Raw genomic sequence first — 20786 nt, 5'->3', positions numbered from 1 at the left:
AGTTTCAAGCGGTCAATGCAATAACGGCGGCATTGAAGACCTCATGAGGAGTCTGCCACTTCAATGCTCTGCGTGGGCGGTTGTTGAGCTCGGTCACGATCTCCTCGAGTCGCGTGGTGTTGGTCAGGTTGAGATCGGTGCTCTTGGGCAGGTATTGGCGAATCAAACCGTTGGTGTTTTCGTTGGTGCCGCGCTGCCACGGCGAGTACGCGTCGCAGAAGAAGACGGGGATCCCCGTGGCTGCGGTGAAGTCTGCGTGACGGACCATCCCGTTACCGCGGTCCCAGGTCAACGCTCGGCACATTGGCACCGGCAACGTCTTGAAGGCATTGATAAGCGCCGCGATAACCGTTTCACTCTTGGCATCAAGTGGCAGGGGTATGGCGATCAGCAGACGACTATGCCGTTCGACCAGAGTCACGATGTGAGAGGTGCTGTAGCGCCCCACGATCATGTCACCCCCCAGTGCCCCGGAGTCTGTCGATCGTCAGCCTCAGCCGGGCGATCATTCAGGGGAACGAGGTCGGGTATCCGCGACTTCATTCCACCGCAGGAGACGCACCGTTGCGAATGTCGGCGCAGCCGTTTGGTGCGGAGTTTGGCGGTCAATTCGGCATTGAGACCAGGCTGTGCCTGCACGTACAGCGAGGTGTAGATGGTCTCGTATGAGACGCGCATTCGCTCGTCATCGGGGAACTCCGAGAGCATCCTCTTCGAGATCTGTTGCGGGGACCAGCAAACATTGAGCTTGGATTCCACGTGCTCCCGCAGCCGATCGTCGAGGGCGAGTTTCCCCAGTCGCGGCCGGCGTGTTCGAGCGACAGCAAGACGTTCAGCCGGAGCCGCGCGGTAGCCGCTTGAGCCGCTATTGCGCAGTACTTCGCGTGAAACGGTTGAGACCGACCGGCCCAGCTCGGCAGCGATCGCCGTCAGCGACCGCTGCGCGGCGAGTCCGCGCGAGATGCTCTCCCTCTCATCGAGCGATAACCGCAACGCCGACCGCGGCTTCGTCGCCCGTGGCCGGACTCCGCCCGATTGCTTGAGCCACAGACAGGCGGTGGACCTGGATATCCCGGCCAGCACCGCAGACTTTCGCAGCGACGTACCCGACGCACGTGCCGTGAAGAATGCCATCCGTTGCTCCGGCGGCTTTGGTTTCCGTCCCATTTTCACTCCTCCTACGAAGCACATTAGGAGGCCTCACGGCCACACCCTTGCATTGACCGCTTGAAACTGTCAGCGAAACTGGCCTACTTTTCAAAGAGCGCTGACAGCGATGAACCAAGATCGAGTGTCGCTGCCGTTCTGTCGCCTCGACGCAATGGTTTATAGAGCTTTGGCAGGCGGTTCGGTACAGATTTAGGATGCCAGCACGAAAGCTGCCACGCTCCGTGGAACGGTCTTGGCCATCTGGGTAGGCTGTGCGCATGGCGGCGCTTCAGATCTATGTCACCTTCCCGGGAACAGCGCGGGAAGCCCTCGGCTTCTATGCGGACATTTTCGGTGGGGAACTGTCCCTGCACACCTTTGAGGAATTCGGTCGCAGCGACGGCCCGCCACATGCCATCGCCCACGGAATGCTCGACGGCGTCGTCACCCTGGCGGGATCCGATGCAGCAGTAGGCGAGGATTCGGTCAGTCTTGAAGGGTTTCGGCTCTCGTTGCTGGGGACGGCCGACCCGGAAACCCTCCATGAGTGGTTCGACAAGCTCGCAATTGGTGGCCGGGTCGTCGACAGCCTTGCTCCGAAGCCGTGGGGTGCCTCAGATGGCCAGGTGATCGACCGTTATGGACTTCCCTGGCTCATCGGATACGAGTCTGGTCGCTGAGTCCTCGTGAGGAGAACCTGCGTGGGCAAGTACATGTTCATCTATCGGGGTCCGGTCACGCCGCCGAATCAGGTCACCGAGCAAGAGTCTGCGGCGCAGTTAGACGAGTGGCTGGCCTGGGAGGCTCGGGTGGGAACCATCCTTATTGACGACGGTGCCCCGTTCGGAGATCGTGCAGGACGGATCCCTAGGCGTGGCCTCAGAACTGCAGGGCTACGGAATCGTTGAAGCAGATAGCCTGACCACAGCAGTGAGCCTGGCGAACGAGCATCCGCTTCTCACCGCACGAGACGGTCGGCATTGCATTGACGTGATCGAACTCGTCGACCTCGAGGTTTAGCTAAATGTTCCCGGCAATCTTTACCAAAAAAGTTCCCTCGTCCGTCATGATGTCCAGAATGTCGAGGCCGGGTGCTGCTGAGCCCGTGCCGTGAGCATCCACCGTGAAAGGGAGAGCAGGGTTCTTTCGCCCGCAGGCATCTGGTTCTAGAGTGTCGCTAGGCAACCTCTATTTCGCGCCATCGCTCGTTGCGATCGCATGACTCACAGTCCTTTCAGGTTCTTGTTGCCGAACATCTGAAAGGCCGCGCCATGTTCGAACTCATTCTGGCCGCCACCGCCCGCAGCTACTTCTTCCTGCGCCGGTTCATGCCAACCGCCATCGTGATCGACGCGATCAACACGCGGCGCGGGCTGAAGTGGGGGGTGCTGGCGATGCTGCTCGCCGTTCCGTATGCGCTTGCCGTGATCTACTGCCGAGCCCAGATCGAAGCCGGTGGTGCGAGCTGGCTGAACCTGCTCGTGATCGTGTGTCTGTGGAATACGATCAAATTCCTTGTGATCGGGCCGATCAGCCTCCTGAAATTGATGGCGGCGCGCGTTCGGGAGGCGCTGGCCCGCGGTCGCATGGTGCAGACTCTGCCCGCCGACGGCGCTGAGTCTTTCGGCCAGCGGATGCGCGCAGGCTGACAAGCGGGAGTGGGTTGCCATAGAATATGACTTAGCAGTCATATTAGAAGGTGAGGGTGTCGTGGCCGTATCATCCACTCTCGTGCGGGCCGCTCGCCGGAGTAAACATCTCACTCAGGCGAGGCTGGCCGAGCTGACTGGCATCGATCAGGCCAGCGTCTCCCATCATGAGCGTGGACGAGACGCGGCGTATAGCACCGTTGATCGGCTGCTCGCCGGCGCCGGGCACCGCCTCTATGCCGCTCCCACTCGTCGAGACGACGCTGCCAGCGCGGCAGAAGCGATCCGTGAACACCTTCGGGTAAACGATGCCGACCGGGCGCTCCGGGCGCTCATCCAGTTGAACGATAACCTCACCGCCGAACACGGACTTGTTCGAGGAATTCTTGGCCTGACGGAGCCCGAACACACTGGAGATCGCGTGTGGGATGCCGCGATCGCGGCTCTCGTGGCGTGGCGGCTCAATGAAGAACATGTCCCGCTCCCTGGATGGGTGAACAACCCCGATCGCACACTCGCCAAACCCGTCGTCTTCCGCGTTGACCCGGCCGACCCCGAGCCGGAACCTGGTGACGTGCCCAACGAATTCGCCGAACGCGGCGTCCTGGCGTGGGCCGACACCTTCTCGTGCCCCGGGCAGAGATGATCGTGACGGCAATCCTCAGCGGCGAACCAACACCGGTTCCCCCGTCTCCTGGTCCGGTCGAAATCTGACCCAGGAGTCGACACTTATTGGCCACCAATCTTGAAGGTTCTTGCATTCTCATCTGGCCCCACCGCCCGACCTGACATGAACCGCATTTCTCGTCAGCGATGGCAAGAGTGGGCGCCTTGGAAAATGTCGTGGAGCCAGGAGTCCGAGAACGGGCGAGCGCCGTGGCACGACGCGAGCGCAACTCGCTGACGGCGGGGGAGCCTTGACTGGCCGGTGCTCGACAGGTCGACACTGACAGCCCGTCACGGTCCGCGCACCACCTGTTAGCAGCATGATTGGCTCACCCACGACCGCGTACTGGAGGCTTCACGTGACGATCCCACAGGAGCATTTCGACGACCTGCTCAGCCGCACGGCTCTAGCTGCGCTGTTCTACTATCCGGAGGTCGACGATGACGGCCCTAACCTGCAGAACGACATCGCGTACTGCCTCGAGCCCGTCGCCGGGATCGCGGACGAGAACGCTGAGCGGCTACGCGTCGTGGTCGGGCGTGTGATCACGAATCCGACGGCGCATCGCTCGGAACTGCTTGCTTTGGGAGCTGGCTCCGCCGCCTGCCGAGTAGCCGCGATCATGAACGACCCTCTGAAGAAGGTGCCGCGGCGCGGAAGGCGCTGGCGGAGCATCCGCCTGTTGATGATGCAGCGGAGCGGCGGCGCCAGTATGTGGCGGCGAACCGTGACCGGATCCGCGAGCTGAATCGGCTCTGGCGATCGAAGCACCTCGCCCGGGCACGGGAGCTCAATCGTGATTCGATGCGTCGGGCCTCCGCTCGCAGGCATCGTGAGGCGGAGGTGCGGGCGCGGGGGAGGGAACGGGCGAAGCGTTGGCGAGACGAGCATCCGGAGCGTCGGCGCGACTATCAGCAGCGGTGGGTGGCGGAGAATCGCGAGAAGGTGCGCGAGTACTACACCGCTACTACGAGGCCCATCGCGATGGGGTGAACGCCCGCGCCGCGGCGAGGCGGGATGCTGAGCCGGAGCGCACGAAGCAGATCACTCGGCAGTGGGCTGAGCGCAACAAGGAGCGCCGGGCCGAGCTGCAGCGCAACCGGCGCAGCGATCCCAAGATCTACCAGTCCGAGCTGGAGGCCAACGCTGCAGCGTGGCGCCTGAAGCGCAGCCTGAGTCGGGCCGGTGGCACCGGAGCCAGTTGCCCTCGACATCAACGACGGAGGACCTCGCCGCACCCGCTTTTTCGCTTGCAGGAGATGGGGGATCCATTTCATCGGAATTCTCCCGACGCCGCGCCCGGTGATCGCGAGCACGGTGACGGCGGTGCGGCGTGGCAGGTTACGCCCCATCGGCAGCTGATCAGGGCTGGTAGGAGCCGAGTACCCGCAATGTGGTCGGCGAAAGACGATGTCCAGCGTCCACGAACAGCGGCATCATCTCGTAAGAATCCAGCTGGGTGTGAATGGTTCCAGCGATATCGAAGATTGCGATCGGTTCGAGATCGCGCAGCAATGCCCAGAACGGCTGGTGAAAAAGTCGAGTCCCGCCCGCGGCCGGTTTCACCGTCAATGAATCGACATAAGCAGAAACGGCTGTCTGCGTGGAGGGGAACGCTCGGAGGTATTCGGAGGCGGGCTGGTCGCTGCTCGTGAGCGCGGTGAAAGGCATGGGGGCCGTGACGACGTCCCATTCGTGGCCGTCGTTGACGACCGAGAGTAGAAAATTTTCGATGACACGGTAGACGAGGGCCCGCGGCGTGGTGGTCGGTTCTACACCGGGTCGTTGTAGCCCGCTCTGACGCTCGATAGTCGTCACGATTTCATGGGATGTCGACGCCGAAAGTATTTGCATCCAGGTGATCTGTCCAATGGTTGAACTGGTCACGAAAGTTATGCCGCCATCGAGTTCGAGCTGAATGCGCATGCCGTCCTGCTCATCGTGCACGAGCAGCAGCGGGGCGCCAGAGGTACCGGTAACTCGGGAGATGAGCAGGTGCGGATGCCGCCGAACGAGTTCGCTCGAAATCCACCACATTTGTGCGGTTAGGAATCGATCAGCTGGGGGTCGGTAGGATTCAGGGACCATGTCATTGCCGAAATCGCTCATGCCCAGACCCCGGCATCCCGCACGGTGCGCCGTAGCGCAGCACCGGCCCCAAGAATGATGGGTCGGGTGGTGTTCATCATGGTCCCCAATCGGGAGCGCGGCAGAGGGACCGGTCCGACGATAGGTACAGAACCGAGGGCCGTGTTGGCATCTGCGAGATTACGTGTGTTGTCAGTGTCCGTCTGCCCCACCTTCGTGGGTGTACGGATCGTTCCAATTCCCTGCGCGCGATGCCGCAAATGCATGTGAACAGTGCGCACCTCTGATGGACGGACGTAAAGCCCCTTCTCGAATCAAGAAATTGACACAGCAATCAAGACTTGAAAGGGTGACGTCCACGCCGGTTTGGGTCCAGGCGCTCTTCTGGGGAACGCTTGCCGACGGAGCACTGGTTCTGGGCTCTGCACTGTCGTGGTGGGGGACAATACCCTTGACGGTCATGTCGGTTTGATGCCGGTGTGATCTTGTTGATGAAGCGGCCCGGGCGGGTGGTCTGTGGCCGACAGCGGCGCGCTTTCTGGCGGGTCCCTTGGTCTATGTCGACGCCAACGCGTTTCTTGCCCGGCGATGAGCCACACATCGGAAGCAGTCCGGCGCGAAGCAGCCCTCTGTGGGAGCCCTTCTCAACGGTATCCCCGAATCAGTTGTGCTCGGACTCGGACTCGTAGCCGGTGGTGCCGTCAGCCCGGCCAGGCTGGCAGCGGTCTTCATCTCCAACGTTCCGGAAGGCCTCTCCAACCCTGCCGGCATGAAAAGGGACGGTCGGAGCGCCGGTTACGTATTCGGCGTCTCGGTTGGGATTGCCGTCATCTCGGAATTGTTTCCCTTCGTTCTGGCTTTCACGAGACAATTGTCCGACGCTACCAACCTAGGTTTTGAGTCGCGAGAAAAAGTCACGGTAGCGATCACAAATTTCACTGCCATGGTCGAGGCTGTACGTTCGGCAAACACCGGTCCAATGACACTTTTGCCGCTGCCACGGAGTGGGATGGGGGGCCCCATACCGCTGTGACGAATCGGTGCTTCGGCGCGGCGCATTGACCAGTGGTTCCGATCGGCGGCTCTGCCGGGATGACGAGTGCACTCGCCGATGACTTCGGCACGTTAGGAATTGACGCACACATGTTTTTTCACCCTTTATTGCCCCTAGACCCACCGAGACAGACCGAGATGTTGAGATAATGGTGACGACATCTCACGCAAGAAGCTCGTGATCAGGCTTTCTGTGTGTCTGTGAAACGGTCAAAATCGCGTGATTTGACTGAGGTCGTGGATTCGAGTCTCGGCACGGTTTGTGAAATTGTCGTTTGATCAGGATTCATTCTTCAGCGCCGGTCCAGCGAGATTTGATGCTGTCAACGTTTATTCAGCGCTTATTCCCTCGTTGCTAATGAATGCCGAAGGCCAAGGCGCACGGCTGGCCATTCACTCGCAGTGATGGAGAATACAACGGTGTCGCGCAGAGCGCCGTCCGGTCCAACTGAGTGGCTGCGCAGCACTCCATCTTCTTTTGCGCCCAAAGCGGCTATCGCCTGGCGTGATTGGCGGTTGTGCCAGTGGGTGCGAAACTCGACGGCAATGCAGCCCAAAGCGTCGAAGGCGTACCCCAGTTGGAGGAGCTTGGCCTCTCGGTTCGCGCCCGTACCTTGAGCCCTCTTCGCCAGCCAAGTGGAGCCAATTTCTAGTCGCGGGGCATCGGTGCTCGGGTTCATAAAGGTTGTCATTCCCACGATCCGTCCCGTTGAGCCGAGCCGAGTGGCCCACGGCAGCATTTTTCCTTGCTCATGGAGGCCAAGTCGGCGTTCAACCTCCGCGGTCATCGCCTCGGGGTGCGGGATGGAGGTGTACCACGCACGCCAGAGCTCGCCGTCGTTCGCAGCGTCACAGAGCTCGGCTACGTGATCGAATGACAGGGGCTCACGGGTTACGAGCGATCCCGAGAGCGTGGGCAATTCTAAGAGATCCATGGTCCGACACTATGGCACCTGGAAAACCAGTGCGTTTCGGTCGGCATGCGCCGCACCAGAACTGAGCGAGGAAGAGGATCCGCTACCGGAACGTAGCCGTCCCCCTCAAGGTTCCCGCGCGGGCACGTCTCAAGCGATGATGGGTTTGACGGCGAGGACACCCCGCGATTCTGGGTAGTTCGTCTGAGCGATTGGCGTCAGCCGCGCACTTTTACGGTGAAGGCCTATGACGCTGTGGCCCTTTCGTGTGGGTTGGAGGGATCGTCACGGTGACCGTGAAGCCGCCTTGTGGCCGGTTCGCGAGGTGCACGGCGCCCTTCGACTGTGAAACGATCGCCGAGACGATAGCGAGTCCCAGGCCGCTGCCACCGTCACCACCTCTCTGCGCGTCAGGGCGGGTGAATCGGTCGAAGGCGATGCCGATGAACTCTTCGGGCATCCCGGGGCCGGAGTCCTCTACTGATAGGTATAACCCCGTCGGGTCTTGCTGCAGCCGCGCTCGTACTTCTCCTAATTCTGGGACTGCCCGCAGTGCGTTGCTGATCAGGTTGTCGATCACTTGGGCAAAGTGCGTGGCGGAGATCGAGTAGTTCCGGCCGTCTGTTTCGTCATCGACCTCGAATTCGATATTGACAGCTTTGTCCAAGGCGAACAGACGTGCTCTGTCCGAGGCCGCGACGAATTCTGCGATGAGCGTCTGCCCGGATGTGGCTGGGGTTTCATGGGCTGCGTCGAGCGCGGACAATGTGAGGAGGTTTGTCGCTAGCCTGGAAAGGCGGTCCACGGACTCTTCAGCCAGTTCCAGGTCAGCCCTGAGTGCCTTGGCATTGCCCTCACTCAAATGGGCGAGCTCGAGCTGGACTTTGAGCAGGGCGATCGGTGTTCGCAGTTCATGACTGGCGTCGGAGACCATTTGTTTTTCTCGAGCGGCGGTCGCCCGAACGCTGTCGATGAAGTCGTTCAATGTGATGGCGAGGGCAGCCAATTCGTCCCGGGCTGGACCCACCGGTAGTGGCTCCGATGAACCGCTGGCACGAAGTGTCTCGGCGCGCTGACGCATGCGCGCGACAGGCCGAAGGGCCGCTGTGGTCAGGAGCCAGGAAGCCAGCCCGAACCCGAGCAAGAGGAACAGGGCACCGATGCTGAGAACCTTTGTGACGTTTGCGATCACGATAGCTGTCAACCGTTGGTCCCGCGTCGCCACGACATGCCAGTCTCCGGCCGGGGTCGGAACCGTTCTCACGATCACGAGGTAGTTCGAGTGCGACTCGGTGATGAAATGCGATCCGTCGCCCAGCGTCGTGAGACTGGACAATCGACCGGACAATTTATCGGGGAGGTTGCTGACAATGACAATGTCGGCCGGATTCACGACGGCGACGTGTTGTTCGCCGGCCGGTGGATCTATTTGCGCCGGATGGGCCGCGATCTCCGTCAGATAAGGAGTACTCGCGTCGTAAAGCAGCTTCTTATCGGAGGCGATTTGGACCTGCTCCATCTGGAATCGGAACGCATAGGTCGCGATGGAGAGGAGGACGGCGCCGACGACAACGCTGCCGATCGTGATCCTCCACCGAATGGAGAGGTGTCGAAACCAGTTCACTCGTCGACCTTCGCGAGATACCCCACACCGCGCACAGTGATGAGGGAAACGTTGCTTTCTCGTGCCGCCAGTTTCTTGCGCAGGGTGCTGATGTACTGCTCGACGATGTTCGTGTCGATGTGCGTGGCCGTCCCCCAGACGGACTCCAGGATCTCCCCCCGCGTCATGGGCACACCGAGTTGCGTGATGAGCCCCCGCAGCAGCATGAACTCGTTCGGGCTGAGCGCCAAGGAGTTTCTTCCGACCTGTCCCTTCCGCGACTGGGAATCCAATGTCAGGTCCCCGGCCGTGACCTTGACCCACAGTTCGGCGGGATCGCGTCGAATCAGGGCTCGGATTCTTGCCGCGAGCTCGGCGAAGCTGAACGGCTTGGTGAGGTAGTCGTCCGCGCCGGCATCCAGCCCGGACACTCGGTCGTCGACAGCGTCACGGGCGGTGAGCAGAAGCACGGGCATGGCGCTTCCCGTCTGCCGCACCCGCCGGCAGATTTCAAACCCGGTCATATGGGGCAGCATCACGTCGACGATGGCCGCCGTGAACTGCCCGTTCGCCAACGTGATGAGCGCGTCTACGCCATTGTCGACGAGCACGGTTTCGTACCCTTCGGCCTGAATGCCGCGCTCAAGCGCACGCCCCATCTGGGGATCGTCTTCGACGATGAGGATTGATTTCACGGATTTGTCCTTTCTGAGCTTGTGCGCGGGCCTCACTCACGAAGGGCGTATCCCGGCGGCGAGCACTCCAAAACTACGCCACCGTCATTTGTCGAAGGAGCCCAGCGACCTTAAGCACACCTTTCCTGTAAAGACTTTCAACCAATATCGTTTGTTCTACCGGCCTTGCCAGATCTCCACCCCGGAGTATGGGTCTTATGACAGTCACGCTCATCCGGCCACCCTCTGAGGTTCAGCGAGCCTCGCTGAGAAAGTTTGCCCGGTGGCGCCTTCCACTCGGCCTGGGTCTCTTCGGGTTCCTGGCCGCGTTTGCCGGCTCGTGGATCCCCGCGTTCTGGGGTGACGAAGCCGCGAGCGTGATGTCGGCCGAGCGAACGGTTCCGTCCCTGTTCGGAATGCTGAAAAACGTCGACGCCGTGCACGGCCTCTATTACCTCTTCCTGCACTTTTGGATCCAGGCGTTCGGTGCGTCCGAGCTCTCGGTGCGACTGCCGAGTGCCATCGCCGTAGGCGTCTTCGTCGCCGGCACGTTTGTCCTGGGACGGATGCTGATGAACCGAAACATGGCGATCGTCGCCGCTGTGATCGCTGCCGTGCTCCCTCGCAGCAGCTATCTGGGCGCAGATGCCCGATCCTACGCCTTGACAACGGCAATGGCGGTTTGGATCACGATCGTGTTCCTCATCCTTCTGCGGCACCAATTCACCTCAAGCACATCCCGCACGCTTGCGTGGGTCGGCTACGCCTGCGGTCTCGCCATCGGAATCTACCTGTTCCTGTACCTCGGTCTGCTTTTGCTCGTACACGGAGCCTTCCTGTTTACGTCGCGGACATATCGACGCCACCGCAAGCTCTGGTTGCTGGCCGCCGCTCTGGCGGTGACGTTGGCTCTGCCGATCGTGGCTGAGGGCTACGCGCAACGAAGCCAGATCGCATTCCTGGCTCATCGCGGATACGCTACGGCGACGTCCGTTCTGGAAAACCAATGGTTTGTTAACCCGTCTCTCGCCGTCGTGGCGTGGCTCCTGATAATTGCCGCAGCCATCAGCGCCACCCTGACGTGGGCTCGAAGTGCGGAGCATTCTTCTCCGGTCCTCCTGGCCCTGCTCTGGGTAGTCCTACCGACGCTCGGTCTACTGTGCCTAAACGCGGTGACGCCCGCGTACAACCTCCGCTACGTATCATTCTGTCTACCGGGAGTTGCCCTCGCGATGGCAGCCGGAATAGGGACCTTCAGGCATCAGGCAGTCCGGGTTGCTCTGCTCCCGATTCTGCTGCTTTTGGCTGTTCCAACCGACGTCGTCCAGCGTGGGCCCTACGCGAAAGACGGCGGCAGCGACCTGGCGCAGGCGGCCGCCACGCTGGGCGCTGAGGCTCGGGAGGGCGATGCCGTGATATTTGACGAAACAACCCATCACCGCAAGCGACCCCGGCTCGCCATGCACCTTTACCCTAGTGACTTCCAGGGCCTTCGGGACGTCACCCTCAAGACGCCGTATCCGGCCCGATCAGAGCTGTGGGATACGACGCATCCGCTCGCCGAGGTCACAGCGACACTTGAGCCGGCCCGACGCGTGTGGCTCCTGGAAATCAAGGGCAGCCCCGACAACATTCACGGGACCGACGTTCACACTCTGGAGGCCGCCGGTTATGAAGTGCTCTCCCGCCAAGTCGTCCATCGCACGATCATCTATTCATTCACTAAGCGCCCATGACCGGACCGATTCAGACAAGAGGCCCCCACCCAGGGCGCCGTGCGGCCCAGAGCGGCGCAGATCACGAGCAGCGCTGCCAGCGCCACCGAACTCCCTTACGACCAGGAAGCAGACGGCCATGAAAGTTTCAGTCATAGTGCCCACATTTAACGAGGCGCTGAACGTGCGTGAACTCGTCGAACGTATCCAGACTGCGTTACACGGCCGGGTGGCCGAAATCCTTTTCGTCGATGACTCGAACGATGACACCCCTGCTGTCATTGCCCAAGTCGCGGCCGCGGCACAGATCCCCGTTCGTCTTATCCGCCGTGAGCACGCCGTTGGCGGGCTGTCCGGGGCGGTTCTCCTGGGCCTGGCGGTATCCGCCAGCGACTGGTGCATCGTCATGGACGGCGACTTGCAGCACCCCCCGGAGGCGATCCCGGTGCTTTTGGGGGCGGGCATCGACCAGGATGCGGACGTCGTGGTCGCCTCACGCCACCTCAGCGGGGGCTCCTCTGCGGGCCTGAGCAGCCCAGGGCGCCAGCTGGTGTCCATATCCGCGACCGTTTTGGTTCGGGCCATGTTCCCGACCCGGCTTCGCAATTGCACCGATCCGATGACCGGATTCTTCGCCATCCGACGCGCCGCCATCGACCTAGATTCGCTCAGGCCCCGCGGGTTCAAAATCCTCCTCGAGATCCTCGCTCGCAACTCCGTCAGGGTCGTCGAGGAGCCGTTCGTGTTTGGTCACCGTCACGCCGGCGAGTCGAAAGCCGATATTCGGCAGGGCCTTCGGTTCCTGGCTCAGCTGGCAACCCTTCGCTTCGGGCGGCTGTCAGGATTCGCACTCATTGGGGCGACCGGTGCGGTAGGCAATTTGGCCATAATGGCAGCGCTTCAAGCTTTTGGTGTCTGGTATCTGCTGGCGGCCACCATCTCTGCCGTTGTGACCATGGGGACGAACTTCCTGCTGCAGGAACGGTTCGTGTTCCATGATCTACGCGACGAAGGGCGACGCTTTTGGATTCGCCTGGTGCAGTCGTTTGCGTTCAATGGCACCGAAACAACGCTCCGCACCTTCCTGCTCTGGCTCATCGTGGGGTCAACCTCGATCCCCAGCGTCGTGACCCAGGCAGCTCTGCTCACAGTCGGGTTCCTGCTTCGCTTCGTCTACCACTCCCGAGTGGTCTACCGGCCAAAACCCGCTTCACCAGTGAGCTTCGACCTCGAAGCTGTTCCCGACTTCTTCCACGGCCAGACGATCGAGAACAAGGTTTCTCATTGATAGTCGAAACGCCCCGGTCTTCGCCAGAAGTGAAGACCTGGCCAGGCAACATATTGGGTACGACCGCCCTTCGAGGGTCCGGCCTGCGGGCTTTGCGAGTCCAAACCGTTTGTCGTGGTCTGCACGACAAACTGCTCCGTCTTGCAGCTGCTCATCCGGCTGCGGTGTCGTTTCTTACGCGCCGGCGCCGTGCCCGATGGATGCCGTATTCACGCAAGGTGAGGTACACAATGAATATGTCAAAAGCGGTCAACAGGGTCAAGCCCCATGAGAACGAAACCGCGATTTGGTAGCTCTGATAGACGATAAAAATCAGCAGGAAGGCGATCATCCAGGGGTAAGCCCAGAGCTGATCGCGAAGAACGGCCCAGACCAGGACCACCTTCACCAGACCGTGCAGCAGGAGGTAGATGGCGCCGAATAACGCTGCTGACAGGTTGAGGCCACCGGCCAGGTGCACCAAGTAATTCGCGATCAGATCGTGCGGATCTTCAGCGATTTCGTGTTGGGTCAGAAATCGCGTGATTGCGCCGATCTGCGCGGGCGAGATGACCAGCAGCAGGATGCCGCCGATGAGTTCGAGCACGCCGTCTAAGCCTTTGAGGATCAGGCTGACGAAGAATGTCCGATCGAGCAGGGTTGGCGGTGTCTCTGATGCGCTCACTGATCGATCTTTCATGTAACCAATGTTACAGTAACTCTTGTGACGAAAAATATTCGATGGGTGTTGGTGTTGGTTCAGCTATCCTCCGAGCCATCCCGGCACCGGGTCGCCGTCTGGCGGGAACTTCGGAAGGCCGGCGCGGTGCCGGTGTCGCCGGGGACCTGGGCGCTCCCGGCCGGTCCCACCTTCCAGCCCGCACTTGATCGGGCGGGTGAGTTGACCCGCAACGGGGCGGGCACGTTCGCCGTAATCGACGCATCTCCGCGCGACGACGCCTCCACCAACCTGATCCGTGATGCCTTTGCCGCTGCCCGGGTCGACGAGTGGACCGAGTTCGTGGCCGATTGCGGGAAATTCGAAGCCGAGATCACACGCGAGATCGCCAAAGCGAAGTTCACCTTTGGAGAGTTGGAAGAGGAAGAGCAGAGCCTCGACCGGCTGCGACGCTGGTTCCGGGATCTGAAGAAGCGCGACGTCCTCGCACTGCCAGAGGCCACGGCCGCCGAAGGCCACCTTCGAACCTGCGAGAACGTGCTCGACGGGTACGCCGAGCAGGTGTATCAATTCATGCACGCGAGTACCCGTGCGATGGACACGCCGCCCGAATCTACTGAAACCGCCCGATGAGCACATCCATAACTCCCCCCGATGCCCGCGCTCGTCTGACCCACCTGCCGCAGCTGCGAAGGTGGATCACCGTGCCGTTGCTGTTGGTGCTGGTCACTCTAATCCTGGGCTTCGGGGTCAAATTGTTTCCCCGCCTGTCCGGAGCAGAATTCCGCATCGACCAGCTGCTGAGTCGGGACCACATCGCGGTTGGAAACGCGATCGCGTTGACGATCAACACGGTGTTGTCCCCGCCGGCGATCATCCTCATTCTGTTGCTGCTGTTCGCCTTCCTCCTGTTCGTGCGCCGATCCCCGGTGAACTCGTTCGCCGTCACGTCAGTCGCCGCCGTCGGGTGGCTCTCCAGCGAGGTATTCAAGCTACTCGTGGCACAGCCCCGGCCGGATCTGCACCTTCTGCAGAACCCGCTCGTTCCCTCTGACGGTTCGGGTAGCTTCCCGAGCGGCCACACCACGTTCGCAGTCGCGTTCGCCATCGCGATCTACTTCCTCGCCCGCGGCACACGCTGGGCTGTCTCGGCCGCGATCGTCGGACTCGGCTTCGCGCTCGTCGTCGCCGCTTCTCGCCTGTATCTGGGCGTACACTACGCCAGCGAAGTGCTTGGATCATTCCTCGTCGCGACCGCCGTTATCGCCTTCTATACCGGATTATGGAACCGATACGGGATGCGGGTACTGAACCGGATACCGTTCCTGGATCGTATCGGTCCGATCCCGTCAACGGATCATCAGCCGCACGACCGCCGTTCAACAGGCCGCCCCGTGCCGGACGCGCGCTGATGCCCGGCGGCGACTCCGCGACTGCCAGCCTGTCGCCGGCACGCGGTGTTGTCGCTCCCCTGTACCTGGCCGGATTCACGACCGCGTTCGGCGCGCACGGAATCGCCGCAGCTCTCGGCGCCGAAACCGGCGACATCGGGCTGAACCTCCTCACCTTCGGGCTATTGCTGGCCCTCTACGATCTGGCCGAAGTGATCCTGAAACCCGTATTCGGCTCCCTCAGTGACCGGATCGGTGTCAAACCAGTGATCGTCGGTGGCTTGATCGCTTTCGCGGCCGCGTCGTTCTGCGGGATCTTCGCTGGCACCCCGATTCTGCTGGGCGTTGCTCGCCTGGGCCAAGGAGCGGCAGCGGCGGCATTCTCGCCGGCATCCTCGGCCGCAGTCGCCCGCATGGCCGGCCCTGGTGCTGCGGGACGATATTTTGGCAAGTACGGCTCATGGAAAGGTCTCGGCTATGCCCTGGGCCCGTTGATCGGTGCAGCATTGGTCGGCCTTGATGGCTTCCGGGCCCTGTTCATCGCATTGACGATCCTCGCTGTCGCGACCGCGATTTGGGTCATCCTCGCTGTCCCACGCCTGCCCGTTCTTCCCCGCCCCCGATACACGCTCATAGATCTGGTGAAGCAGACCGTCGACCGGTCCTTCCTCATCCCCACACTCGTACTCGCGGCCAGCACCGGCGCTCTCGGCGTCGCAGTCGGATTCCTCCCCCTGCTGGGAACCACGCTCCACCTCGGGCTATTTGCCAGCATGGCCGCCGTGACGGTACTCGCACTCGCCTCCACACTCACGCAGCCATTCGTGGGCCGACTCCGCGACAACGGCCGCATCAGCACACGGACAGGTACCACGGCCGGCCTCCTCCTGATCGCTACTGGAATCGGTGCACTCGCCGTCATACCCATGCCAGCCACCCTCTACCTCGCCGCGCTGATCATCGGCGCGGGAATCGGTGTGGCCACCCCTCTCGCGTTCGCGCACCTAGCCGCCACCACACCAGCCGAGCGGATGGGGCGCACGATGGGCAACGCCGAGCTCGGCCGGGAAGTCGGCGACGCCGGGGGTCCACTTCTCGTCGGAGCAGTCGCTAGCACGGTGACCCTGGGGGCCGGGCTGGGTGTCCTCGCCATCCTCACCGGGGGCGTCGCGGCCGTTGGCGGCCTCGCGCTGCGCAACGCTGCTTCCAGCAAGCCTCACAACCTAGGCAGACGTAGTTATTAGGACTCGTGAGTGATCACCGCTTAAAGCCAAAATCGTCGGCATGGCCCCCATGGCCCCCATGGCCCCCTTGGCCGAGTACTCCACCAACATATCTCCCGGCAGCTCTGAGTAGGTCGCGCTTCCCCAGTAACCAGCCCGTTCGGCTGTATGACGAGCGTGGCTGGAATGCGGTCGAACGCGTCTCCGTACTGCTCGTGAGCGCAACTTTTTGGAAACTCCTGACGGCCTAACGTTGTACGTCGTAGTCGCTGGCCGTAGCGAGATCCCGCCGCGATCTGGGGAAGCCGGTCACAGGGTTTGAAATAACGGTGGAGCTCCAAAGCGCGACAACGTCCGGACTGAACTGTCCTCTATTTTCGAGCTTGCCAGAAGGAACCCAAGGCGCAACATCAAATCGTCACCCCACTTTGGTCCGATCGTCGCATCGTACTGAGGGAAATCGAGCACGTAGTTTCGGGCGTCGGAAAATTGGGTGACGGTAGATCCTGTGATGGCGAGCCGCTGGTACGTTTCGATCTGACCGTGGGAGGGCGACGCTAGAACTCGGGGTCGCCGCGCGCCCTAGACTCGGGAGGAGGCGACGACGAGGGAGTCTGATGATTGAGCTTGAGCATCACGTTCGGGCACTGTGGACGTTGTTTGAGCCGATCCACGCTGTGACGTATTTCTCCCCGGAGGCGCGGGAGGCGTTCGCAGAGATCGGACTCACCCGTTACTGGGACGGATATTTCACTGGTCGTGCCGCCCCGCTGGGCGCTGTGACTGCTGCCCCGGTCGTGGCGATCTTCAGTGGGTTCGCCCCCTTCTTGATCAACCGAGTGCTGCCAGCCGTGTGGTCGACGGTGACCGTGGACCGGGTTCTAGACGCGCGGTCGCGGGGTGCCGCAGTGACGTTGCGAAATCTCGTGCCCGACGAGCGATCAGTCACCGACGCGGCTGATGTACTCGCCGAAGTAGCGGCAGATGTCGACACCATTGGTCGGCCACTGGCGGCGGCGAACAGTGATCTGCCGGTGGAGGCGGATCCGTATCGCCGTCTCTGGCAGGCCGCGGCCACGCTTCGCGAACATCGCGGAGACGGCCATGTGATCGCACTGGTCGAGAACGGGATCGCGGGCATCAGCTCAATCGTGTTGCGGAGCGCGGTGGACCTCGACGCGACCAGTGTGCGGAAGGCACGTGGCTGGACTGAAGAGGAGTGGGCCGTTGAAGTCGAAAAGCTCATAACTCGGGGGTTGCTGACCCGGCAGGGCGAGATCAGCGAAAAGGGCAGGACGTCAGTGGATCGTGCCGAGAACATGACCAACCAGCTGGCCCTCGGTCCGTGGCGCGGATTGAACGACGACGAGATCGCGGGCATCGCGCGTACGCTCGCGCCAATTGCGAGAGCGTGCCAAACGGTTTTCCCGTATCCAAACCCGATTGGAATGCCCCAGTCGTGGGATCCGGATCTGGACCCGTGGGCGTCCTCCGTCCCGACGTCGCCGCGCGCGAGCTGAAAAAAGGTCACTGGAGCATTGAGTGCGGAGGAATCGGCGGTTCTCCACCGTTGGAACGTGTTCCGATTCCGTGCCGCCGATCGCTGAATACGGCGGCGTGGTTCTCTGCTTCCCGTGCGGCAGAGGACGGTACGCGTCGCGCCCGCACTGCCTGGGCGAGGTCGGCGGCGGTGAGGTCGCCGTGCACGGCCGCGCCCACCATGAGTCCAGAGGCTGCTGAGACGGCGATCATGGCTGAGAGGTCGCCAGCGTTTCCGGCCGTCCAGACACCCGGTACGGCGGTTATGCCTCGCGCATCCGCTGTGATCTGCTCGCCGTATGGTGTCGTGGTGCGCTCGCCTCCGAGTGATTCGTAGAGCACGGTGCGCGCGATGAGTCGTGGCGCGACGACGACGGCATCCGCGGCGAACTGTCGACCGCTCTCGATCTCGACGGCGCGCACCTGCGTGCCCTCGACGACGAGTCGCTCAACCCGGGGAGTCACGACGCATACTCCCAGAGCGGCGAGCTGTTCCCATTGCTCCTCGGTCGGTTCTGGCGCGTCATGGAGGAAGAAGGTGACGTGCTCGCTGAGCTGTCGAAACAGCATGACCTGGTGCAGGGCGTTTTCGTTGCGGCCGAGAACGGCGATGCGCTGGTCGCGTACCTCCCAGCCGTGGCAATACGGGCAGTGCAGCACGGTGTGGCCCCACGCTTCGGCAACGCCGGGAACAGCTGGTAAATCGTCCACGAGCCCGGTAGCAAGGACGACGCGCCGCGCGTGTATTCGAACGTCGTCCACCTCGATGGTGAAGTCGTCGAGCACGCCGGAGGCACCTGTGGCCACTTCCGACAGGATCCGAACTCCATATGACTCTGCCTCCGAACGCCCGCGAGCGAGCAATTCCATCGGCGAGACACCTTCCTGACCGAGTAGGTTGTGAGCGCCTTCCGCGAGGGCGTTGCGGGGTGCGCCGGCGTCCACGACGATGACCTCACGTCGGGAGCGCCCGAGCGCGACCGCGGCGGCCAAGCCGGCGGGGCCACCTCCGACGATGACGACGTCGGTCTGCAGTGAGGCTGTCATCGCCGAGCCTCATCGGCCGGGGTGTCTTTCGCACGTGCGATCGGGTTGGCGCCGTCTCGCGCGGCACTGACGTTGGGGTCGTCATTAGTGGGCCGGATGGCCGTCCAGAAGGCGCGACCCGATGTCATTTGAAGGCGCGATGTCCCTACGCACAGAGTTGCAATTGCGTCGTCGAGGGCCGCCAGGTCTTCGCGGCTCAGATTTTCGCTGATCAGGGCTCGGTGCCTGGCGAGGAGTACTTCTAGGTAGCGGGCACCGTCTGGCGTCAGCGCGGACGCTGTGAGTGCGCTGGCGGTCCGCTCCACTGCGGCGAAACCAGCAGTCTCCAGTACGGTCGTCCACTCAGCCGTGGCGGGGTAACCGTGGGCGGCGAGTTCGTTGACAACGCGGGCGCCGAGGCCGTTGCGCCCAGTGCCGAGGTCGGCCGGGTCGTAGGTCGTGACATCGGTAAATTCGGTGACGACGAGGACTCCGCCGGGGCGGAGAACCTCGAACACCTGCCGCAGGACCTCCTCTGGATCCGTCATGTGGTGCAGGGATAGGGCCGCCCAGGCGAGATCGACGCCGGGGGGCACGATGTCGGACCAGTCTCCGTCGAGGTCAACAAGATGCGTCCCCACCTGGTCAGCGACACCTGCTGCTTCCGCCGTGGCGATGAGTCGTTCCAGCATCTGGAAGGAGGCATCGAGGCTGTGAATCCGTGCGTTCGGGAAGCGGGTTGCCAATGCGATCGTTCCCGTTCCCGTTCCTGCACCCAGGTCGATGACACGGAGTGGTTCGGCCTCGAGCAGCGCACCTGCCGCGTCGAGCGCGGTTGCCAACATCGGAGCGCCGAGCGCCGCGTCCAGGGCGAGTAACTCTGGCAGGACGGAATCGTGTTCTGGCAAAATGCCGTGACCGAGCCGTTCGTGGTTGGAGAGATCGTGGGAGCTGTGAGTGTGCGTCATAGTCCCAAGACTATTGGCACAACGCGCTTATGGCATAGGCTCTTGCGTATGACGCAAGAAATGATTGGTGACCTGGTTCGGCAACGCATTCGGAGCCTGCGTCTCGCGCGTGGCTGGACGCTCGACACCCTTGCTACCCGCTGTTACTTGTCACCATCGACATTGAGCCGCATTGAGACCGGTCACCGACGGATGGCCTTGGACCAGCTCGTACCGATCGCTCAAGCCTTGGGTACGACGCTTGACCAGCTCGTTGAGCCAGAAGGTGACGACGACGTCGTTATTCGGCCCGAGCCTGAAACCAGCATCGGCTCGACAGTCTGGCTCCTCTCACGCGAACGGGACCGCCGCGGCGTCACGATCGCCAAGATGCGCTATACGTCCGACCGCGCGGTGTGCGAACAGCAAGTGCACCCGGGCTATGAGTGGTTCACGGTGCTCAACGGCACCGTGAAACTGCGACTGGGGGAGCGGACGATCCTCGTACACGAGGGCGAGGCCGCGGAGTTCTCCACGATGACCCCCCACGCCGTCGAGGCGTACGAAGGCGCCGTGGAGTTGCTCACCATCTTCGATCACGATGGGGAACGGGCGCACATGCCCGGCCATCGCCATTCAGGGCCAGCGTAAAGGCAGCCGCCGGGCTCAGCGATCCCACCGCCGCGGAAGACGCCGTCCCGGCCGACGCCGGCCTTGGGTCCGGGTGTGACCAACGTTGAGCCCTCAGGCTTAGTCCTGCCCGATCCGGCCGCCGTCTGCGTCGACGTCGTCACAGTTCCAGATCCCAAGACGGTGAAGTACCGCGCACACCACGACCTTGCCACCTCGTCCTTGGCTCATCAAGCGGAACTGGTCGCGCGATTGAAAACGCTGGGCGCAACATCCGCTGATATTGGGCAGAGCGAGGTGCCGTGGACGGTTCTGGCTGACCCGGAGGGCAACATGTTCTGCGTACTCGAGCCCCGAGCGATGTCTGCGAATACGGGGCCGACCGCGGCAGTGGTGGTCAGCTGCGCTGACCCGCAAGTGAGGGCACGGTTCTGGAACGCGGCCATGGACTGGACCCTGCAGGAAATGACTGACGATTTCGCCCGTCTGCGAGAGATTTGAAGCGCGCGCGTTTACGTCAGGAAAGCCGCATATTGACCGCGCATTCAAAAGAACTGCTCGATTCCGGTCCT

21 protein-coding genes and 3 pseudogenes are annotated in these 20786 nt (G+C 62.3%); 15 read left to right on the top strand and 9 right to left on the bottom strand.

All coding sequences use genetic code 11. From position 1 onward, the window contains the following. Window positions 1–4: 4 nt before the first annotated feature. Window positions 5–1134, bottom strand: a pseudogene (locus QMF22_RS16235) (IS30 family transposase). Window positions 1135–1427: 293 nt separating this feature from the next. Between QMF22_RS16235 and QMF22_RS16230 the strand changes: the two are divergent. The 6 genes and pseudogenes from QMF22_RS16230 to QMF22_RS16205 all read left to right on the top strand — a co-directional run bounded on the left by QMF22_RS16230 (window position 1428) and on the right by QMF22_RS16205 (window position 4213). Further along, window positions 1428–1829 carry a VOC family protein gene (locus QMF22_RS16230; protein ID WP_283455549.1) on the top strand — a complete coding sequence of 134 codons (402 nt, stop codon included), beginning with the start codon at window positions 1428–1430 and terminating at the stop codon, window positions 1827–1829. Between the two features lie 193 nt (window positions 1830–2022). Beyond that, window positions 2023–2169: a hypothetical protein gene (locus QMF22_RS16225; protein ID WP_283455547.1), complete on the top strand. Its 147-nt coding sequence runs from the start codon at window positions 2023–2025 to the stop codon at window positions 2167–2169. 251 nt (window positions 2170–2420) lie between these two features. Then, window positions 2421–2798 (top strand): sulfate permease, encoded by a 378-nt coding sequence (locus tag QMF22_RS16220; RefSeq protein WP_283455545.1) that lies wholly within the window; start codon window positions 2421–2423, stop codon window positions 2796–2798. Window positions 2799–2859: 61 nt separating this feature from the next. Continuing rightward, a pseudogene (locus QMF22_RS17555) lies at window positions 2860–2949 on the top strand (hypothetical protein); the annotation flags it as partial. A gap of 342 nt (window positions 2950–3291) precedes the next feature. Then, window positions 3292–3444 (top strand): hypothetical protein, encoded by a 153-nt coding sequence (locus tag QMF22_RS16210; protein ID WP_283455540.1) that lies wholly within the window; start codon window positions 3292–3294, stop codon window positions 3442–3444. 379 nt (window positions 3445–3823) lie between these two features. Next, complete coding sequence (locus tag QMF22_RS16205) at window positions 3824–4213, top strand: hypothetical protein (RefSeq protein ID WP_283455538.1); 390 nt, start codon at window positions 3824–3826, stop codon at window positions 4211–4213. Between the two features lie 208 nt (window positions 4214–4421). Here the strand turns inward: QMF22_RS16205 and QMF22_RS16200 are convergent, their stop codons facing one another. Next, a complete protein-coding gene (locus QMF22_RS16200) occupies window positions 4422–4679 on the bottom strand; it encodes a hypothetical protein (RefSeq protein WP_283455537.1) in 258 nt (85 codons plus the stop codon). A 148-nt stretch (window positions 4680–4827) separates the two neighbouring features. Continuing rightward, window positions 4828–5502 (bottom strand): TY-Chap2 family putative peptide chaperone, encoded by a 675-nt coding sequence (locus tag QMF22_RS16195; protein WP_283455534.1) that lies wholly within the window; start codon window positions 5500–5502, stop codon window positions 4828–4830. Between the two features lie 400 nt (window positions 5503–5902). On the opposite strand from QMF22_RS16195, the pseudogene QMF22_RS16190 reads away from it, so the two are divergent. Continuing rightward, window positions 5903–6394 (top strand): annotated as a pseudogene (locus tag QMF22_RS16190) (ZIP family metal transporter); the annotation flags it as partial. 553 nt (window positions 6395–6947) lie between these two features. On the opposite strand, the gene QMF22_RS16185 reads toward QMF22_RS16190, so the two are convergent. From QMF22_RS16185 to QMF22_RS16175, 3 genes are all read right to left on the bottom strand, one after another. Then, the gene (locus QMF22_RS16185; protein WP_283455532.1) at window positions 6948–7541 is read right to left on the bottom strand and encodes a GNAT family N-acetyltransferase; all 594 of its coding nucleotides are present in this window, start codon (window positions 7539–7541) and stop codon (window positions 6948–6950) included. Between the two features lie 211 nt (window positions 7542–7752). Then, window positions 7753–9039 (bottom strand): sensor histidine kinase, encoded by a 1287-nt coding sequence (locus QMF22_RS16180; protein WP_283455531.1) that lies wholly within the window; start codon window positions 9037–9039, stop codon window positions 7753–7755. A gap of 101 nt (window positions 9040–9140) precedes the next feature. Continuing rightward, on the bottom strand, window positions 9141–9818 hold the full coding sequence (locus QMF22_RS16175) for a response regulator transcription factor (protein ID WP_283455530.1): 678 nt from the start codon (window positions 9816–9818) through the stop codon (window positions 9141–9143). 197 nt (window positions 9819–10015) lie between these two features. On the opposite strand from QMF22_RS16175, the gene QMF22_RS16170 reads away from it, so the two are divergent. Together QMF22_RS16170 and QMF22_RS16165 are read left to right on the top strand one after the other, a co-directional pair. Beyond that, window positions 10016–11533 (top strand): glycosyltransferase family 39 protein, encoded by a 1518-nt coding sequence (locus QMF22_RS16170; RefSeq protein WP_283455528.1) that lies wholly within the window; start codon window positions 10016–10018, stop codon window positions 11531–11533. Between the two features lie 118 nt (window positions 11534–11651). Further along, window positions 11652–12800 carry a glycosyltransferase gene (locus QMF22_RS16165; protein ID WP_283455526.1) on the top strand — a complete coding sequence of 383 codons (1149 nt, stop codon included), beginning with the start codon at window positions 11652–11654 and terminating at the stop codon, window positions 12798–12800. 151 nt (window positions 12801–12951) lie between these two features. Here the strand turns inward: QMF22_RS16165 and QMF22_RS16160 are convergent, their stop codons facing one another. Continuing rightward, window positions 12952–13464 carry a DUF2127 domain-containing protein gene (locus QMF22_RS16160; RefSeq protein ID WP_283455525.1) on the bottom strand — a complete coding sequence of 171 codons (513 nt, stop codon included), beginning with the start codon at window positions 13462–13464 and terminating at the stop codon, window positions 12952–12954. 39 nt (window positions 13465–13503) lie between these two features. On the opposite strand from QMF22_RS16160, the gene QMF22_RS16155 reads away from it, so the two are divergent. The 4 genes from QMF22_RS16155 to QMF22_RS16140 all read left to right on the top strand — a co-directional run bounded on the left by QMF22_RS16155 (window position 13504) and on the right by QMF22_RS16140 (window position 17592). Next, on the top strand, window positions 13504–14091 hold the full coding sequence (locus tag QMF22_RS16155; protein ID WP_349357108.1) for a Chromate resistance protein ChrB: 588 nt from the start codon (window positions 13504–13506) through the stop codon (window positions 14089–14091). Then, window positions 14088–14870 carry a phosphatase PAP2 family protein gene (locus QMF22_RS16150; protein WP_283455523.1) on the top strand — a complete coding sequence of 261 codons (783 nt, stop codon included), beginning with the start codon at window positions 14088–14090 and terminating at the stop codon, window positions 14868–14870. The genes QMF22_RS16155 and QMF22_RS16150 overlap by 4 nt, the downstream gene beginning before the upstream one ends. Next, window positions 14870–16093 (top strand): MFS transporter, encoded by a 1224-nt coding sequence (locus QMF22_RS16145; RefSeq protein ID WP_283455521.1) that lies wholly within the window; start codon window positions 14870–14872, stop codon window positions 16091–16093. Before QMF22_RS16150 ends, QMF22_RS16145 begins: the two co-directional genes overlap by 1 nt. A 596-nt stretch (window positions 16094–16689) precedes the next feature. After that, a complete protein-coding gene (locus tag QMF22_RS16140; protein WP_502846974.1) occupies window positions 16690–17592 on the top strand; it encodes an SCO6745 family protein in 903 nt (300 codons plus the stop codon). Window positions 17593–17599: 7 nt separating this feature from the next. On the opposite strand, the gene QMF22_RS16135 is transcribed toward QMF22_RS16140, so the two are convergent. Together QMF22_RS16135 and QMF22_RS16130 are read right to left on the bottom strand one after the other, a co-directional pair. Next, window positions 17600–18658 carry an NAD(P)/FAD-dependent oxidoreductase gene (locus QMF22_RS16135; protein WP_283455517.1) on the bottom strand — a complete coding sequence of 353 codons (1059 nt, stop codon included), beginning with the start codon at window positions 18656–18658 and terminating at the stop codon, window positions 17600–17602. Beyond that, window positions 18655–19605, bottom strand: a complete 951-nt coding sequence (locus QMF22_RS16130; protein ID WP_283455516.1) for a class I SAM-dependent methyltransferase — start codon at window positions 19603–19605, stop codon at window positions 18655–18657. Before QMF22_RS16130 ends, QMF22_RS16135 begins: the two co-directional genes overlap by 4 nt. Window positions 19606–19653: 48 nt before the next feature. Between QMF22_RS16130 and QMF22_RS16125 the strand changes: the two genes are divergently transcribed. Together QMF22_RS16125 and QMF22_RS16120 are read left to right on the top strand one after the other, a co-directional pair. Then, window positions 19654–20235, top strand: coding sequence for a helix-turn-helix domain-containing protein (locus QMF22_RS16125; protein ID WP_283455513.1), 582 nt, complete (start codon window positions 19654–19656; stop codon window positions 20233–20235). 75 nt (window positions 20236–20310) lie between these two features. Continuing rightward, window positions 20311–20715 carry a VOC family protein gene (locus tag QMF22_RS16120; protein WP_349357107.1) on the top strand — a complete coding sequence of 135 codons (405 nt, stop codon included), beginning with the start codon at window positions 20311–20313 and terminating at the stop codon, window positions 20713–20715. Window positions 20716–20786: the final 71 nt, after the last annotated feature.

The sequence above is a fragment of the Cryobacterium sp. PH31-L1 genome, from assembly GCF_030063145.1.
GTDB lineage: Bacteria > Actinomycetota > Actinomycetes > Actinomycetales > Microbacteriaceae > Cryobacterium.
The sequence above is the reverse complement of the archived record's forward strand: the minus strand, read 5'-3'. Positions and strand labels throughout refer to the sequence as shown.

Excerpts from the sequence above, each read along its gene's own strand:
- QMF22_RS16230 (WP_283455549.1), top strand. The coding sequence starts at position 1,428 with ATGGCGGCGCTTCAGATCTATGTCACCTTCCCGGGAACAGCGCGGGAA.
- QMF22_RS16220 (WP_283455545.1), top strand. The coding sequence starts at position 2,421 with ATGTTCGAACTCATTCTGGCCGCCACCGCCCGCAGCTACTTCTTCCTG.
- QMF22_RS16200 (WP_283455537.1), bottom strand. The coding sequence starts at position 4,679 with ATGTCGAGGGCAACTGGCTCCGGTGCCACCGGCCCGACTCAGGCTGCG.
- QMF22_RS16195 (WP_283455534.1), bottom strand. The coding sequence starts at position 5,502 with ATGTGGTGGATTTCGAGCGAACTCGTTCGGCGGCATCCGCACCTGCTC.
- QMF22_RS16185 (WP_283455532.1), bottom strand. The coding sequence starts at position 7,541 with ATGGATCTCTTAGAATTGCCCACGCTCTCGGGATCGCTCGTAACCCGT.
- QMF22_RS16180 (WP_283455531.1), bottom strand. The coding sequence starts at position 9,039 with ATGGAGCAGGTCCAAATCGCCTCCGATAAGAAGCTGCTTTACGACGCG.
- QMF22_RS16170 (WP_283455528.1), top strand. The coding sequence starts at position 10,016 with ATGACAGTCACGCTCATCCGGCCACCCTCTGAGGTTCAGCGAGCCTCG.
- QMF22_RS16165 (WP_283455526.1), top strand. The coding sequence starts at position 11,652 with ATGAAAGTTTCAGTCATAGTGCCCACATTTAACGAGGCGCTGAACGTG.
- QMF22_RS16150 (WP_283455523.1), top strand. The coding sequence starts at position 14,088 with ATGAGCACATCCATAACTCCCCCCGATGCCCGCGCTCGTCTGACCCAC.
- QMF22_RS16145 (WP_283455521.1), top strand. The coding sequence starts at position 14,870 with ATGCCCGGCGGCGACTCCGCGACTGCCAGCCTGTCGCCGGCACGCGGT.
- QMF22_RS16140 (WP_502846974.1), top strand. The coding sequence starts at position 16,690 with ATGATTGAGCTTGAGCATCACGTTCGGGCACTGTGGACGTTGTTTGAG.
- QMF22_RS16135 (WP_283455517.1), bottom strand. The coding sequence starts at position 18,658 with ATGACAGCCTCACTGCAGACCGACGTCGTCATCGTCGGAGGTGGCCCC.
- QMF22_RS16130 (WP_283455516.1), bottom strand. The coding sequence starts at position 19,605 with ATGACGCACACTCACAGCTCCCACGATCTCTCCAACCACGAACGGCTC.
- QMF22_RS16125 (WP_283455513.1), top strand. The coding sequence starts at position 19,654 with ATGACGCAAGAAATGATTGGTGACCTGGTTCGGCAACGCATTCGGAGC.